Source organism: Candidatus Villigracilis affinis, assembly GCF_016705895.1.
Lineage (GTDB): Bacteria > Chloroflexota > Anaerolineae > Anaerolineales > Villigracilaceae > Villigracilis > Villigracilis affinis.
In genome coordinates this window covers 1-15,296 of sequence record NZ_JADJKT010000006.1, presented here as the reverse complement: position 1 = coordinate 15,296, position 15,296 = coordinate 1, and the positions used below count along the sequence as shown (strand labels likewise).

Genomic DNA, 15,296 nt, shown 5'->3' with positions numbered 1-15,296 from the left:
TTAAGAATCAACTTGTTGCTCATAATTAAACACCAAAATAAGTTCGATTGTGCGCATCCTTATCCTGAGATTGTAAGCAATCGGAAATATTTTTTCTGCGCATTAGACAAAGTTAGCATAATGCACACTACCACAGGCATAAACTTAACGGAAGATTCTGTCTAAAAATATGATTTATTTTACTGGCTGCTTTTCATGAAGTACAAATGTTATTTTTACAGAATAAGAGTTTTGGCTATTCAAGGTAGGCAAACACAAGCAAACTACCGCCGCCAGAAGCGGCGGCTTTGGGATAAAGCGCCTGGAAAGGGCACTATCACTATTTTATTGAACAACCTTCCCTTCAAACAGAATGAAGAAAGAAGCATAGGGATTAAACAGAATACCAAGTTTCTTTTTTTCACATACACAATCTATATCCAAAAACGGGTTAGTCCCAAACTATGACGTAGTTAATATACCGTATGCAGAAAACACTCCTTCAAAAGCCTGTCTGCAATCTTGCATGGCTTTTTGGCGCCATTTGGATTCGGCGGGAAAGAACAACTCTACATATTCTTTTCTTAATGCATTGCGAAGTGCATCTGATCTTGCGCCGTGTTGAAATAAACGATTTTCCAGAATGGTGATGCGCATACTGCGGATCTGCATTGGAAGCGAAGCCCCGAATGTGCCGAATTCAAAACAGGTGGCGAATAATTTTTTGGATGGGTATTTCTCGTCATGCAGTTGATAGAAATATTCGGTGATGTCGCCGCTGACGCTGTAGAAGTCGGAGGGGGTGGCGGCAACGATCAGTGGATAGTTAAACCGCCGCGTCAATTCCTGACTGGAAGCTGGTTCGCGCGTCGAGTTAACGAAACTCATCTGATAGCGCGGACCGTAGCCCGTGTGCATGTCGAGATGAATGACTTGCTCATACTCATCGAATGCGCGTTGGAAAAGTCCGCGCATGACTTGGGTGCTTTCCTGTGTGGACTGCCCGCCAAATTGCACGCCGCGCGGATGGCGGTATTGTCCGCTCAACATGCCTTGTCGAATGCGAAGAATGCCCAATTTGACGATTCTTCCGATCAGGCGTGATAGAAAAGCAATATCGCTGGCGAATAGGTTTGTAATGGGGCGCGCAGGATTCAATAGCGGGGCCAACAGTTCGTAATCGGGGTTGATTTTTGGATCGAAGTTTTCGTCCCAAACGAAGTTGCGATTTAAGTCGGCGTTGTTTTCGTTGTAGCGGCGGATGTTCTTCATGCCCCACGGATTGATGGCGTGGACAAGGAGCAAGCCTGTATTTTCTACATTGAGTCTCGGCGCAAACTCGTCCATGAAAATTTTTAGCATGACCGAACCAACATAGCCTTCAATGCCGTGCAAGCCTGTCGAGATGACGATGAGATTCTCTTTTTTGCGCGGCTCTGCCCAGGCGTAGTCAATGCTCAAAGCGGGGTCGGTTTTTAGTGGAACAGACTCAAGGCGAGAATCCGCCCATTGGGGACGCAGCAGTTCAAAGTCACGAATGAAGCGCGCGCGGGAGTCTTCGTAAGATGAGGGGAAGGTAACGTCCATTAGAAAGGTCCAAATCCAATCGCCACAGCGATCCCTAAAAATGCAATCGTTGCAAGAATAACCCATAGCCACAGTTTGGCTGTCCAGCGCAGCCACTTGGGATAACTGACGACGGTGAGACCGAGGCTGATGAGCAGGACAGGGTTGGTGGGATAGGCGAGGTTGGAAAAACCGTCGCCGAAGATGTAGGCGAGTACGGCGGTTTGGCGGGTGACGCCGATAAGATCTGCGAGGGGTAAAACGATGGGCATCATCAGGAAGGCTTTGGCGGAACCTGATGCGATGAAGAATTCGATGCTGAGTGCGAGCGCGTAAATGACAATCGCGGCGGGGAACGCGCCAAGTTGTTGGAATGGATCAGCCGCAGCGTGCAGGATGGTATCGGTGACGCCGCCGCTGTCAATAATGAAGCGGATGCTGGCTGCCATCAGAATCAGCGGGACGGAGGGAGCGAGTCCGCCCCAACCTTCGACCAGTCCCTGCCAAACTTTTTTGCCGCCTGCGCCTGAAATGAATCCTGCCCCCAGCCCGCCGATGAGGAAGAGGATGCCAACGATGGGCAGGGAGTAATCTGCAATGGCGGGAACGAAGGGACCCATCAGCATGACTGCAAAAATAAAGAGCAGGAAGAAACCGAAGAAAGACATGGCGCGATTTTGTTTCGGGTCTTCGGCGGTGAGGGAGGCGTCCACGCTTTTGTACTTTTCGCGTTCGGCATTATCTTCGCCATGCACGAGAGAGTCTTTTGGATTTTTATCTATCTTGCGGGCGTATGCTGAAAGGAAAAATCCGAAGATAAGGTAAATGACGATAAAGATAATGATGCGAAGCCACGCACCAGAGAAAAGCGGCAATCCTGCAAGTTGCTGTGACACGCCCAATGTGTATGGATTTGAAATCGCAGCAGAGAATCCCATGTTGGTCGCAAGGATGGACATGCCGAGTCCAACCAGCGCATCCCAACCGAGAGAGTAGGAAAGCGCGATCATCACAGGCACAAGCAGGACAACTTCTTCAAACGTACCAAGCGTTGCGCCGAGGAACATAAAGGCGAGGGAGACCATCCATAGGAGTGTGTATTTTCGTCCGCTGAAACGGCGCACGATTCTGCCAATGAAGGCGCGCAGTGTGCCAGTCTTATCCATCACTGCGAATGCGCCGCCCGCGAAGAACAATACGATGATGATGACGATGACGGTCAATCCGCTGGAACTACCGAGGACTTCAAACGGCGCAATGAACCAGCGCCAGATGGGATAGTCGGGATGTGCGACGAGTTGGAACGATGCGGGGTCAATGGTCTCGCGTCCATCCACTTGTATGCGGGAATACTGTCCAGCGGGGATGACGAGGGTGAGAATTCCCGCGACCATCATCAAGACAAATAAAATAACGAGCGATTGAATGAACGCTCGTTTGCCGATCTGTGCGCCTGCTTTTTGTTCCATGAAGAGGCTCCTGACTGGGATTTTAAATCACACTTTACCACAAAACCCAATGATTATTGCATATTAATTATGTGGGTGTGCAAAATTCAAAAAGGCAGAGTGTCTAAACCTGTAGGTGGTCGCATTTCAGCAGGATACCCATTCTCTTTCGGTTTGGGCGTGTAGTTCTTACCACACTCATAACAGCGATATTTCTGACTGCCCGATGGATTGAACCCTACCTTATTTTGTTTTTCTTTGGCTTGGCATCTTGGACATTTCATAAAAATATTTTAGCTCGCCTTTGACTTTAGATACTCTGTTGTATTGAAAAGCCGCTTTCCACCCTGAATTCAGCCACAGATTATGAGGCAATCAAAACAAAAGCTGACCGGAGAGTAATCTCAAGTCAGCATAGAAATATTTATGGTCAAATCAGCAGCTTATTTTTCACATCAATGGCGCACCCGATCAAATAGTTTTTTGTGAAATACAGTTTTTGCATATCGCACAGCAAGGAGCATAAGAACGGTTATTAATATGGCTGAGGTTAAACACCAAATGCAGGTCGCGCCAATGACAAAAGGCTCCAGGAAGGTGAGGTAAATCGAGAAAAGTGTGCCAGAAACGGTCAGAAACAGCATGGCCAGAACAGCCAGATTGGCAAGTTTATTTTTGGCGAATTTGGCTATGAACCAGGAAACAAGAATAGCAATATATCCAAGCAATCCCAATACACCAATCGGAAGTATGCCAAAAAGCCTTGCATATTCACTTTGCTGGACAGTATTACAATCCCCAACCGGTCCGCAGACCGCAGTTGTTTGGGCGGTTTCGACAAAAGCCAGATACCCGGCAACGCCAAAACCAATTACACAAAGCATCGGAATGATCCGCGCCCATTCTGCTTGCTGTGTTGTACGCGAATCCCCTTTTCTAAAAAATGCAATTCCCCATCCCAGTGACCCAAGCATTCCCAAAAGAACGATTACTGAAAGTGTGTTCCCTACAGGATCGCGCATAAATTTTTCAGTCCATCGAATATCCCCGCCATTAACGTCAGGCATCACTGTCGGCGCGGGAAAAGCTGGGGCGGTTGAAGCAGGCAAAGGCGTAGAATGAAGCGTTTCCATTTGAAGTGATGCATCCGTGCTTATTGCTTCTTGCAATCCTGGGATGTTGGGAAAATCCACCCCACCTTGTGCAAGGTAAGTCTGAACCAGCGTCTGAACCAGCGTCGGAAATTGTTCCGGGATATCAGTAGAACCGATCAAGTAGATATCGTCGATCACGAGGAATGGCACACCTACCTGCTTAACATTGAAGGCTTGCATAGCAGATATAAACAAAGTGTTCCCATCCTGTGTTGTGACATCCACACCAACTACCTGCAACTGCCCCATGGTGACCAAATACCAAAAACACATCTCCGGTCTCCTGCTCGACCGCATTGACATTCACATCGAAGTGCCGCGCGTTGATTATGAAAAACTCAGCAGTAACAAAGTCGGTGAAACCAGCGAATTGATTCGTCAGCGGGTTCAATTTGCAACAGATATCGTCAGCAATACCGATATGCTCATCGGGGAGGTACGGCAATTTAGTCAGTTACAGCCCGAAGGTCAGAGTCTGAAACGGGCGGTGATGAGTCAACTCAATTTGTCGGCGCGTGCCTATCATCGCATCCTGAAGTTATCACGCACGATTGCGGATTTGGCGGGTAGCGATGAAATCCAGTCCACGCATTTGGCGGAGACGTGGCAATACCGCCCAAAGATCATGATGGGGTAAGTGAAAGAGATAAAAGTTTATTCGTTATTCAGTCGCTTAGCAGTAAAGTGATCTGTTACGAGGATATTAATCCAATGTCCGCGTAATGCCCCCAAAATGGCGGAATATTTTCTTGAGCCGCCCGCCACGCCAATTGCGCGGCTTACTTTGTAACTGTTCCAGGCTCATGGAAATGACCCGCTTTTCCAACCCGGTATCTACCAAATCCCCATTTTGATCAAAAAATCGCAATAAGATATCTCCTACTGCATTTGCTTTTCGTAACAGCTTCATCTCTTGGGGAGCAAAGATATTACCACTTTGCGCGAGCAATGGTGATGGTTCTATGGAACCGATCCCACCAGTGCGGTTGTGACATGATCAAACAACCTGATTGCCTGTTGTGCTACTTCGTCTGCCGCTAAAATGTCTCGCGCGGCTTCAGTAGCAAGCACACCAGATACCGGCAAATAAACGGCTTCTCCACTAACCAGCTGCGCGATGCGTGATGTCAGTCGAGTAGCGTGGGCTTCTGCTGATGGATTGCCAATTCCACCTAGGATTTGAACAACTTTTACACCGGGCTTGCGTGGTGCAGGATGAAGGGCATCCACCATCGCGAGCAGGGTGGCGCTCCAGGAAGAAATGCCAATCACTTCGTTAGGGCGAATCGCTGACTCCAAAAAGTAAGCAGTGGCTGCGCCGAGGTCACGCTGAATCAACTTTTCATTATCTTCCAAGCTATCCACAACAATGGCATCCCGCAGACCGAATTTCTTGACGAGAGTTTCCTCCAGCTCGGTATAGACCCCACCGGGGAGATTGATCGAAATTCGAATAATCCCCTCTTCTTTTGAGCGGCTCAATAATCTTGAAACAGTTGCCTGAGATAAGCCAAGCTGCTTTGCGATCTCAGACTGGCTTTTTTCCCATTCATAATACATACGCGCCACGCGCGCAATTAAGCGTAGTTCGTCAATTCTGGGCATAATGTTTTGTTCTCCGTGAATGATTGTACTGCACTGAATAGTTATTCATATTCTATTGATTTATTCATCAGTACTATGTATTATACCTCTAAATGAATTATATTACACAAGTGAATAATTATTCAAAACCATGACAACTTCCTCCACTCCCTTCTTGATAAACAGAAAATCTTAGGCTTAAGGCGCAAATCCATTTTGTGCCGTAAGACTTTATTGGAAATGATCTATAAGGCAAACGCCGGACATACAGGCGGGAGCCTGTCCTGTATTGACATTCTAAACGTTCTTTATAATCATGTTATGAACATCAGCCCTCAGAATTTCAATCTCATTGATCGTGATCACTATATTCATAGCAAGGGGCATTCGGTTGAAGCCTTATATGCGGTATTGGCAGATAAAGGCTTTTTTTCCTATGATCTCCTGGATACGGTCGAAAAATACGCATCTGATTTTATTGGTCATCCCACCCGCAGTGTCTTAGGTATCGAACAAAATACAGGCGCACTTGGTCACGGGCTTTCCGTTGCCATAGGTATGGCTTTGGCAGCAAAAAGGGATGGACGCTCAGACCGGGTCTTTACCATTATGGGCGATGGCGAGCTGACAGAAGGCTCCATTTGGGAAGCATCAGCCAGTGCGGCTCACTACAGACTGGATAATCTGGTTGCCATTGTGGATCGAAACACCCTGCAGATCAGTGGACCCACAGAAAAAGTCATGAGCATGGAGCCCCTTGAGGGAAAATTTTCTGCATTTGGGTTTGCTGTTCGTCATGTAAATGGCAACAACATAGAAGAATTAACTGCCTTATTTGAAAAACTTCCATTTGAAACAGGAAAACCCAATCTAGTCTTGGCACATACCACCAAAGGAAATGGGATAAGTTTCATGGAAAACCAAATTCAGTGGCATCATCGGGTACCTACTGAAGAAGAATATGCCGCAGCCTTATCGGAATTGGAAGAAGCAGAGAAAAAGTTGGAGAGACCCAATGGGTAACTCTAATCTACCAAATGGAAAAACCAATCTCGATATATTTGCCAGCACTTTAATAGAACTGGCTACTCTTGACCGCGAAGTTTTGGTTGTTACAAGCGATTCACGCGGGTCAGGGCGTGTGACACCTTTTGCCGATAAATTCCCTGAGCAGATCGTGGAAATTGGTATTGCCGAACAGAATTTGGTAGGCGTTTCGGCAGGACTCGCTTCCGTGGGCAAGAAAGTTTTTGTGGTCTCCCCAGCGTGTTTTCTGACAGCGCGCGCTTTGGAGCAGATCAAAAATGATGTCGCATATTCAGATCACCCTGTGAAAGTGATCGGTATTAGCGCAGGTGTCAGTTATGGTTCTCTCGGCACCACCCATCATTCCTTGCATGATTTTGCCGTACTACAAGCCATTAATAACATTGACATCGTGGCTCCAGCGGATAATTTCGAAACGATTGAGGTGATCCGGGCAGCCATTCATCACCCCCGCCCCATTTACATTCGGTTCGGCAAAAAAGTCATGCCAAACCTTCATACCGCTGATGTAAATTTTGAGATCGGCAAAGCCATCCAATTAACTCAGGAACGTGAAAAATATGATATTGCGTTGATCGCCATTGGAGAAACCGTTACTCCCTCTAATCTTGCCAGTCAAATCTTAGGGCAAAAAGGCATTACAAGTTGCGTGCTAAGCTTACACAGCCTCCGCCCATTTGATGAAGAGGCAGTGAGTCAGGCTACGGAGCGCTCCAAGGTGGTCATTACGGTTGAAGAACATAGCGTCAATGGCGGTTTAGGGAGTCGTGTAGCGTCCTTTTTGATGCAGGTGGGAATCTTTCGCCCGTTGCGTATCGTTGGCATTCCTGATGAACATACGATTACAGGCAGCCAGACCGAGATATTCAATCACTACGGCATTTCAGCCGATGGCATTTCGCAAATTGCTTTGGATATTCTTGAAAAAGGAAGTTGACCCGTGAAGTCTGAGAACATATTTCTCGTGATCGATCAGAGCACTTCTTCTACGAAAGCCATGCTCTTTACCCCTGATGGACGCCTTCTGGATCAGGAGTGGCTTTTGCATCGCCAGATCTATCCAAGCGCTGGCTGGGTGGAGCATGATGCTGAAGAAATCTTCAACAACACATTAAAAGTTGCTTCTACACTGTTGCAAAGACATCCTGAACAGTGGAACAATATAATGGCGCTTAGCATCACCAACCAGCGTGAGACATTCGTTATCTTTGATCGTGAAACGGGTCTGCCCTTACACAATGCAATTATCTGGCAATGTCGGCGGGGGGATGATATTTGTAAACAGTTGGTATCTGCTGGTAACGAGGAAATTGTCCATAATCTTACCGGATTGAAAATCGATACATATTTCCCAGCAAGTAAATTACGCTGGCTTCTGGACGCAAGAGCCGATCTACGGATAAAAATAAAAGATGGTTCAGCTTTATTTGGCACAATCGATACCTATTTGATCTATCGCCTGACCGGCGGCAAGGTCTATGCCACCGACCATACCAACGCCTCGCGCACCTTGTTTTATGATATTGAAAAACTGGGTTGGAGCGAGGATCTATGTAAAGTTTTCGGGTTGGAGTTTGGTGTATTACCAGACGTCCGCGAAAGTACAGCCTGGTATGGCGATACAGATTTGAATGGCAGCCTTGATCGGCGCATTCCGATTTGCGGTGTGATGGGAGATTCGCAAGCTGCTTTATTTGCCCAACGTTGTTTCACACCAGGTAGCGCAAAAGTAACCTTTGGCACAGGGTCTTCGATCCTGCTAAATATCGGACACGAGAAAAGATTATCAGCACAGGGTACGGTGACGGCTCTCGGTTGGGTATTGCAGGGGCAACCCACCTATGCATTTGAAGGCATCATTAATTTTACCGGGGCAACAATTTCATGGATGCGCGATCAGTTGCAGTTGATTAAAAATCCCGGCGAAACAGAAACGCTAGCACGCTCGGTCTCCGATAGTGATGGCGTTTATTTTATTCCCGCTTTTGTAGGTCTGAGCGCACCTTATTGGCGAGCAGATGCGCGAGCCGCCATTTTGGGAATGACTCCTTCCACGACCCGCGCTCATATTGTTCGGGCGGCCTTGAGTCCATTGGGTATATTGTTACAGACGTCCTTAAGGCAATGGGAGAAGATGCTGACATTAAACTCAGTATGGTTCATGCAGATGGAGGCGCAGTTCGCAACGCTTTCCTAATGCAATTTGTAGCAGACTTGAATCAGCTAAAGGTACGAGCTGCCCAAACGCCAGAACTATCGGCTTTAGGGGCTGTCTTTAACGGCTGCCTTGGAATGCAGATCCACAATTCACTCGAAGACCTTGAAAAACTTCCCTTCGGTTTTGTTAAATACACCCCCTCCATGGAACCCGATCAGGCAGAGGCACTGTTTGCAGGCTGGCTCTCAGCCGTTCAACAGGTTTTATATCAACCCAAAAGGATGAAGGCATGAAACAAAAAACGATCACGATCATCGTTGCAATATCGACTCTGCTATTCCTGCTGCTGGTGGGACGCTATGGCTTCACGGTTGTCAAGATCGAGGATGTTGAAAAAGCCGCTCAAAGTGAAGTCTTTGATCCTATTGCCTATGTGGATGGGATCTGGGACGACCAGCCTTTGATAAAAGTGCGATTGATCTCTCCAAGATTCTGTCCGAAATAAAAGTGAATCCCGACGGAGTGACTTCTAAAGAAGATCTGATTGACATCACCAACAAATATGGTTTGATCACCGTAGGTGAGGCGCATGTTTATATGGTGAAGGCAGCGGCAAGATCGTCTCTATCAACACGGATACCAGTTTAGGCACGATTGGAAGTGGCCTTGGATGGATATGACGGTCTTATTAAGGTATTGATCTATGTAGGCACGCGCATCCCCAGTGATGAAACTTCGGTGCGTGATGCAGTGGGCTTCATCAGTTTCGGTGATTTCAAAGAAAAAAAAGAATATGGCAAAGTTTCCTCTGAAATAAACAAACGGGTTCTATCTGAGGTACTTGGTGGTGTGGATACAAGCAGCTTGATGGGTAAAACCATTACTTTCAAAGGTGCTTTCAACATTCGTACATTCAATTTAATACAGATCGACCTGAAAGAGATCAAAATCGTACCAGTTGAGATCGAGTTGGGAGATTAATCCATGCCCGCCATGACCACTGTTCTTGACTCTGCTTCCAATTCGACATTGAGCGCTGAAGACAATGGCGTCATCCTGTCCGCACAAAACATTACCAAGATATTTCCTGGAACCGTGGCATTGGATGATGTGTCATTCAATGTATACAAGGGCAAGGTCAATGTTTTGATCGGTGAGAACGGCGCAGGAAAATCCACCTTGATGAAGATCCTAGCTGGAGTTGAGCGCCCCACTCACGGGAAGATCCAGCTTGATGGGCGGGAGATCCACCTCAAGTCTCCGTTGGATGCGACCCGTCTTGGCATTGGCATTATCTACCAAGAGTTAAATCTATGCGCCAACCTAAGCGTAGTGGATAACATCTATTTGGCACGAGAAATTCGTAAGAATGGATTGATTGCCCAAAAACAGGAAAAACAGCAAGCCATTGAGTTAATCAACCGCCTAGAGCAGAAGATCGACCCAGACACCTTAGTTGGTGATCTGCGTATCGGACAGCAACAGATCGTTGAAATTGCAAAAGCCCTGGCTCAAGATGTGCGCATCTTAATCATGGACGAACCAACCTCTGCATTAAGCGCTTCGGAAGTGGAAGTTTTGTTCCGTGTCATTCGCGAGCTAAAGTCACGCGGCGTTGCCATCATTTATATCTCACACAAACTTGAAGAACTGCTTCAGATCGGTGATTTCATCACCGTATTGCGTGATGGAAAAAAAGTTACTGAAGCTGAAGCATCCAAAGTAAATGTTTCCTGGTTAATAGAAAACATGGTGGGGCGCAATCCAGCGGCGTTGTTCACTCGTAAAGAACGTCAATTGGGGAATGTGCTGCTCAAAGTGGAAGATCTCACCTTGCCACGACCTGGCGGTGGATACATCCTTGACCATGTCTCATTCGAATTAAGAGCAGGTGAAATACTCGGCTTCTATGGCTTGATGGGTGCCGGGCGTTCTGACCTTGTAGATTGTCTGGCTGGGGCAAAGCCGCAGACCAATGGGAAAATCTGGCTTAATGGGGAACGAGTTGTAACAACGACGATCTCAGAGCGCATCCAATCGGGGTTTGTCTTGGTGCCGGAAGAGCGCCAAAAATTTGGATTGGTGCAAACGCTCTCTGTCATGGATAATATGCTGCTTGCCAGCTTGAAAAATTATCTCAAAGGGATCTTTTTGCTCATAAACAAGAAAAAGAATCCACAGCACATCAGATCAAGGAACTATCCATTCGAGTGGCAAATTCACAGCAACCCATTACTTCATTAAGCGGCGGAAATCAGCAAAAAGTCGTTGTGGCAAAGGGTCTACTTACCCACCCCAAGGTCTTATTGCTAGACGAACCGACTCGTGGAATTGATGTCGGTGCAAAATCAGAAATTTTTGAGATCATGAACCGTCTCGCTGGGCAAGGCTATGGTGTGGTCTTTGTCTCCTCAGAATTGAAAGAAATTCTGGCGATGTCTGATCGAATTTTGGTGATGTCGAAAGGTGCAATTACAGGCGAGTTTACCCACGCTGAAGCAACAGAAGGGAAACTGGTCGCCGCTTCTGCGGTCGGGCATGGACCACTATCTGGTAATAAACCTCAAGGAACAGGTAAATAATATGAATTCAGCCAACGTTAATCCCTCTCGAAGTTTAACCATCACTGATATACAGCAATTCCTATTACGTGGACGGGCTTTCATCGCACTAATTCTAGTGCTCATTGTCTTCACTTCGCTCGCTCCACAATTCTTAAGCCCGGAAAACATCGTGATTATGTCCAAGCATGTGGCGATAAACGCCTTATTAGCGATCGGCATGACCTTCATCATTTTGACAGGTGGAATCGATCTTTCTGTCGGCTCGATCGTAGGGTTGACTGCCATGATCGCCGGAGGATTGATCAACGAGGGGATCATCCTTCCGCAGTTTGGGGTTATCGCTTATCCGCATACATGGCTGATTGTTGTCATTTCACTGGCATTGGGTACTTTGATGGGAGCCATCAGTGGGTTCATTATTACCCGTTTCAATGTAGCACCTTTCATTGCCACGCTTGGGATGTTGTACGTAGCCCGCGGCTTTGCAGGTCTGCGTAACAATGGCTATACCTTTGCAAATATCGTCGGCAAGCCCGAGCTTGGCAATACCGGTTTTGAGATTCTGGGAGCCGGGAGCTTTCTGGGAATCAACTATTCCATCTGGATCATGGGAATTTTTGCACTGGTTGCTTACATTGTGACCACACGCCTGCCCTTTGGCCGCCATGTGTACTCCATCGGCGGCAATGAGCGTGCGGCAGAACTTTCAGGCGTGCGTCTTGCCCGCACAAAGATCATTGTCTACAGCATTAGCGGGTTTTGTTCGGCGATGGTTGGTTTCATCATTGCCTCACAATTAGTCGCTGCCCACCCTGCCACTGGCGATAGTTTTGAATTGAATGCCATTGCTGCGGTGGTGCTTGGCGGTACATCCCTAGCAGGTGGACGCGGCAGTATCGGCGGAACGTTGATCGGCGCATTCGTGATCGGCGTGCTGGGAGATGGGTTGGTTATGTTAGGTGTCTCATCCTTCTGGCAGCAGGTCATTAAAGGTGCGGTTATTGTATTTGCTGTAATTATCGACCAGGTACAGGCGCGGATGCAGGAAAAAATCGCGCTTCAGAAACAACAAGCGATTAAGTAATTACAGCAAAATCTTTGAGGAGAACCTCAGAAAGGAGCTATGCGTCAGTCATCCAATTTGTTCATGTGATCCCAGTACTTCAGATTTTTTAGTCACACCCTAATTAACTAAGGAGAAGAAAATGTCTAGTAAAAAGTTCATTACCTTCCTGAGTTTGCTTGCCATACTTGGCTTGATGCTCAGTGCCTGTCAACCTGCGGCTACTGAAGAAGCGCAGACTACGGGCGGCTTGATGTGCGTCATCGTGCCACCTGTGGAAAATCCGTTCTTCGGCACCCAACAGGAAATCGCAGCTGCCAAGACAGAAGAACTCGGCTATACAGCCCTAAAGCTTGTGCATGACGATGATGCCAACAAGCAAAGCGAATTGATCGATAGCTGTATCGCACAAAAGGCTGTTGCCATCATCCTCGATAACGCCGGTGCAGATGCCAGTATTGCCGCCATCCAAAAAGCAAAGGATGCCGGAATTCCAACTTTCCTGATCGACCGCGAAATCACCCAAGAAGGTGTAGCTGTCTCTCAGATCGTTTCCAACAACTTCCAGGGCGCAACCTTGCTTGCCGAAGATTTCGCCCGGCTGATGGGCGAAGAAGGCGAATACATCGAACTAACTGGCAAGGATACGGATACCAATGCCCATGTCCGTTCCGATGGTTATCACCAGGTTCTGGATGCCATGCCGAATATGAAGATGGTTGCCCAGCAGACTGCCAATTGGAGCCAAACCGAAGCTTTTGATGTGATGGAAAGCCTGCTCCAGGCGAACCCGAATGTCAAAGGTGTTATCGCTGGTAACGATACGATGGCGCTCGGCGCACAAGCCGCCTTGAATGCTGCGGGGCGCTCTGATGTGGTCGTAGTTGGTTTTGACGGCTCCGATGATGTCAACGAATCCATGCTGAAAGGCGAGATCGATGCAGGCGCGTTACAACCCGTCGCTGAATTAGCCACCCAGGCAGTTATCCAAGCTGATCTTTACATCCGTACTGGTTCCACTGGCAAACCCGAGAAGCAATCCATCGACATGGTTCTGCTCACCCCTGAAAACGCCTGTCAGTACACGGGCTTTGCCCCCAACGGCAAGACCGATCCTTGTACAACCACATCTTCTGAGCCTGCTGAACCAGTTGCCGGTGGTTTGATGTGCGTGATCGTGCCGCCTGTGGAAAATCCGTTCTTTGGCACCCAGCAGGAAATCGCTGCTGCCAAGGCAGAGGAACTTGGCTACACAACTCTGAAACTCGTTCATGAAGATGACGCCAATAAGCAAAGCGAAATGATCGATAGCTGCGTTGCTCAAGGCGCTGTCGCCATCATTCTTGATAACGCTGGTGCAGACGCCAGCATCGCCGCCATTCAAAAAGCAAAAGATGCAGGCGTTCCGACTTTCCTTATTGACCGTGAAATTACTCAGGAAGGCGTGGCTGTTTCCCAGATCGTTTCCAACAACTATCAAGGCGCAACAGTTCTCGCTGAAGAATTTGCCCGCTTGATGGGCGAAGAAGGCGAATACATCGAACTGACTGGTAAAGACACTGACACCAATGCGCACGTCCGCTCACAGGGTTATCACGATGTTCTGGATGCGATCCCGGGCATGACGATGGTTGCTCAGCAAACCGCCAATTGGAGCCAGACCGAAGCCTTCGATGTAATGGAAAGCTTGCTCCAGGCGAATCCCAATATCAAAGGCGTGATCTGCGGTAACGATACGATGGCTCTCGGCGCACAGGCTGCTTTGGATGCCGCTGGACGTTCCGATGTGATCGTGGTTGGTTTCGACGGTTCCGACGATGTCAATGAATCCATTATCGCTGGTAAGATCGATGCAGGCGCTTTACAACCCGTAGCAGACCTGGCGACTCAAGCTGTCATTCAAGCTGATCTTTACATCCGCACTGGCAGCACGGGACAGCCTGAGAAGCAATCTCTCGATATGGTTCTGTTGACTCCTGAAAACGCCTGCCAGTACACGGGCTTTGCACCCAATGGCAAGACGAGTTGTCCCTAAGTATTAACATTCTTGTTGTTACCATGAAGATATAACAACAGAAGAGGTGGCGGGCGGTTTCACGACCGTCCACCACCTCCAATGGGGGCACCTGCCACATGGAACAGGTTCGCGACCAGGTTCATGCCGGGCAAGGTGTCCCCACCATTATACGTCTGTTGATGGATCGGATACAGTGAAAGACAATGCAAATATAACGGAATCAACTTCCGGCTGGGAATGAAGCGCAATGAAAAAAATTGGAATTATCAACGCATCGATATCCACCGTCATCGCCCATCTCGAACACTCCGATATGTTGACTGTCGCGGATGCCGGGCTTCCCATCCCTGATTCGGTTCAACGCATCGACCTGGCGCTTAAACCCGGTGTCCCCGGTTTTCTTGAAACGCTTGAAGTGGTTCTGACTGAAATGTTCGTGGAAAAAGCGTATGTCTCGGAAGATATTTTGACGAAGAGCCCGCACATCTACGATGGAATTCGAAAATTATTAGGCGATACGCCTATTGAAACCCTCCCGCATCTCGACTTTAAAAGGTTTATCTGGTTCTACAAAAGCAATCATTCGCACCGCTGAATTTACGCCCTTTGCCAATGTCATTCTTGTAGCTGGAGCCTGGGGGTTCAAGTTATAACGATCTAAATTTTCTAAACGAATTGAAGGAGATACGATGAAAACTACCTTGGGAGTCATTTTC

14 protein-coding genes and 4 pseudogenes are annotated in these 15,296 nt (G+C 47.7%); 14 read left to right on the top strand and 4 right to left on the bottom strand.

The window, feature by feature from the left end; translation table 11 throughout:
* Nucleotides 1-441: 441 nt before the first annotated feature.
* The 3 genes from IPI86_RS03875 to IPI86_RS03865 form a co-directional block, all read right to left on the bottom strand.
* Nucleotides 442-1,566, bottom strand: a complete 1,125-nt coding sequence (locus IPI86_RS03875; protein ID WP_345296669.1) for a M14 family metallopeptidase — start codon at nt 1,564-1,566, stop codon at nt 442-444.
* Nucleotides 1,566-3,014, bottom strand: a complete 1,449-nt coding sequence (locus tag IPI86_RS03870; protein WP_345296668.1) for an SLC13 family permease — start codon at nt 3,012-3,014, stop codon at nt 1,566-1,568. The genes IPI86_RS03875 and IPI86_RS03870 overlap by 1 nt, the downstream gene beginning before the upstream one ends.
* Before the next feature lie 434 nt (nt 3,015-3,448).
* Nucleotides 3,449-4,420, bottom strand: a complete 972-nt coding sequence (locus tag IPI86_RS03865; protein WP_345296667.1) for a vitamin K epoxide reductase family protein — start codon at nt 4,418-4,420, stop codon at nt 3,449-3,451.
* Between IPI86_RS03865 and IPI86_RS03860 the strand changes: the two genes are divergently transcribed.
* Nucleotides 4,395-4,784 (top strand): ATP-binding protein, encoded by a 390-nt coding sequence (locus IPI86_RS03860; RefSeq protein ID WP_345296666.1) that lies wholly within the window; start codon nt 4,395-4,397, stop codon nt 4,782-4,784. The genes IPI86_RS03865 and IPI86_RS03860 overlap by 26 nt on opposite strands.
* A gap of 17 nt (nt 4,785-4,801) precedes the next feature.
* On the opposite strand, the pseudogene IPI86_RS03855 reads toward IPI86_RS03860, so the two are convergent.
* A pseudogene (locus tag IPI86_RS03855) lies at nt 4,802-5,752 on the bottom strand (sugar-binding transcriptional regulator).
* Between the two features lie 219 nt (nt 5,753-5,971).
* Here IPI86_RS03855 and IPI86_RS03850 point away from each other — a divergent pair.
* The 13 genes and pseudogenes from IPI86_RS03850 (at nt 5,972) to IPI86_RS03790 (ending at nt 15,233) form a co-directional block, all read left to right on the top strand.
* On the top strand, nt 5,972-6,754 hold the full coding sequence (locus IPI86_RS03850; protein ID WP_345296840.1) for a transketolase: 783 nt from the start codon (nt 5,972-5,974) through the stop codon (nt 6,752-6,754).
* A complete protein-coding gene (locus IPI86_RS03845) occupies nt 6,747-7,715 on the top strand; it encodes a transketolase C-terminal domain-containing protein (protein ID WP_345296665.1) in 969 nt (322 codons plus the stop codon). Before IPI86_RS03850 ends, IPI86_RS03845 begins: the two co-directional genes overlap by 8 nt.
* Before the next feature lie 3 nt (nt 7,716-7,718).
* A pseudogene (locus IPI86_RS03840) lies at nt 7,719-8,855 on the top strand (FGGY family carbohydrate kinase); the annotation flags it as partial.
* Complete coding sequence (locus IPI86_RS03835; RefSeq protein ID WP_345296664.1) at nt 8,786-9,229, top strand: FGGY-family carbohydrate kinase; 444 nt, start codon at nt 8,786-8,788, stop codon at nt 9,227-9,229. The pseudogene IPI86_RS03840 and the gene IPI86_RS03835, both read left to right, overlap by 70 nt.
* A complete protein-coding gene (locus tag IPI86_RS03830) occupies nt 9,226-9,441 on the top strand; it encodes a DUF2291 family protein (protein WP_345296663.1) in 216 nt (71 codons plus the stop codon). The genes IPI86_RS03835 and IPI86_RS03830 overlap by 4 nt, the downstream gene beginning before the upstream one ends.
* Before the next feature lie 161 nt (nt 9,442-9,602).
* On the top strand, nt 9,603-9,917 hold the full coding sequence (locus IPI86_RS03825) for a DUF2291 family protein (RefSeq protein WP_345296662.1): 315 nt from the start codon (nt 9,603-9,605) through the stop codon (nt 9,915-9,917).
* A gap of 3 nt (nt 9,918-9,920) precedes the next feature.
* Nucleotides 9,921-11,180 carry a sugar ABC transporter ATP-binding protein gene (locus IPI86_RS03820; protein ID WP_345296661.1) on the top strand — a complete coding sequence of 420 codons (1,260 nt, stop codon included), beginning with the start codon at nt 9,921-9,923 and terminating at the stop codon, nt 11,178-11,180.
* A complete protein-coding gene (locus IPI86_RS03815) occupies nt 11,147-11,518 on the top strand; it encodes an ATP-binding cassette domain-containing protein (protein WP_345296660.1) in 372 nt (123 codons plus the stop codon). Before IPI86_RS03820 ends, IPI86_RS03815 begins: the two co-directional genes overlap by 34 nt.
* A 1-nt stretch (nt 11,519) precedes the next feature.
* Nucleotides 11,520-12,584, top strand: a complete 1,065-nt coding sequence (locus tag IPI86_RS03810) for an ABC transporter permease (protein ID WP_345296659.1) — start codon at nt 11,520-11,522, stop codon at nt 12,582-12,584.
* A 175-nt stretch (nt 12,585-12,759) separates the two neighbouring features.
* Nucleotides 12,760-13,644 (top strand): annotated as a pseudogene (locus IPI86_RS03805) (D-ribose ABC transporter substrate-binding protein); the annotation flags it as partial.
* A 78-nt stretch (nt 13,645-13,722) separates the two neighbouring features.
* A pseudogene (locus IPI86_RS03800) lies at nt 13,723-14,598 on the top strand (D-ribose ABC transporter substrate-binding protein); the annotation flags it as partial.
* 229 nt (nt 14,599-14,827) lie between these two features.
* Nucleotides 14,828-15,175, top strand: coding sequence for a D-ribose pyranase (gene rbsD, locus IPI86_RS03795; RefSeq protein WP_345296658.1), 348 nt, complete (start codon nt 14,828-14,830; stop codon nt 15,173-15,175).
* The gene (locus tag IPI86_RS03790) at nt 15,159-15,233 is read left to right on the top strand and encodes a hypothetical protein (protein ID WP_345296839.1); all 75 of its coding nucleotides are present in this window, start codon (nt 15,159-15,161) and stop codon (nt 15,231-15,233) included. The genes rbsD and IPI86_RS03790 overlap by 17 nt, the downstream gene beginning before the upstream one ends.
* Nucleotides 15,234-15,296: the final 63 nt, after the last annotated feature.

Excerpts from the sequence above, each read along its gene's own strand:
- IPI86_RS03875 (WP_345296669.1), bottom strand. The coding sequence starts at position 1,566 with ATGGACGTTACCTTCCCCTCATCTTACGAAGACTCCCGCGCGCGCTTC.
- IPI86_RS03870 (WP_345296668.1), bottom strand. The coding sequence starts at position 3,014 with ATGGAACAAAAAGCAGGCGCACAGATCGGCAAACGAGCGTTCATTCAA.
- IPI86_RS03860 (WP_345296666.1), top strand. The coding sequence starts at position 4,395 with ATGGTGACCAAATACCAAAAACACATCTCCGGTCTCCTGCTCGACCGC.
- IPI86_RS03865 (WP_345296667.1), bottom strand. The coding sequence starts at position 4,420 with ATGTGTTTTTGGTATTTGGTCACCATGGGGCAGTTGCAGGTAGTTGGT.
- IPI86_RS03850 (WP_345296840.1), top strand. The coding sequence starts at position 5,972 with ATGATCTATAAGGCAAACGCCGGACATACAGGCGGGAGCCTGTCCTGT.
- IPI86_RS03845 (WP_345296665.1), top strand. The coding sequence starts at position 6,747 with ATGGGTAACTCTAATCTACCAAATGGAAAAACCAATCTCGATATATTT.
- IPI86_RS03830 (WP_345296663.1), top strand. The coding sequence starts at position 9,226 with ATGAAACAAAAAACGATCACGATCATCGTTGCAATATCGACTCTGCTA.
- IPI86_RS03820 (WP_345296661.1), top strand. The coding sequence starts at position 9,921 with ATGCCCGCCATGACCACTGTTCTTGACTCTGCTTCCAATTCGACATTG.
- IPI86_RS03810 (WP_345296659.1), top strand. The coding sequence starts at position 11,520 with ATGAATTCAGCCAACGTTAATCCCTCTCGAAGTTTAACCATCACTGAT.
- rbsD (WP_345296658.1), top strand. The coding sequence starts at position 14,828 with ATGAAAAAAATTGGAATTATCAACGCATCGATATCCACCGTCATCGCC.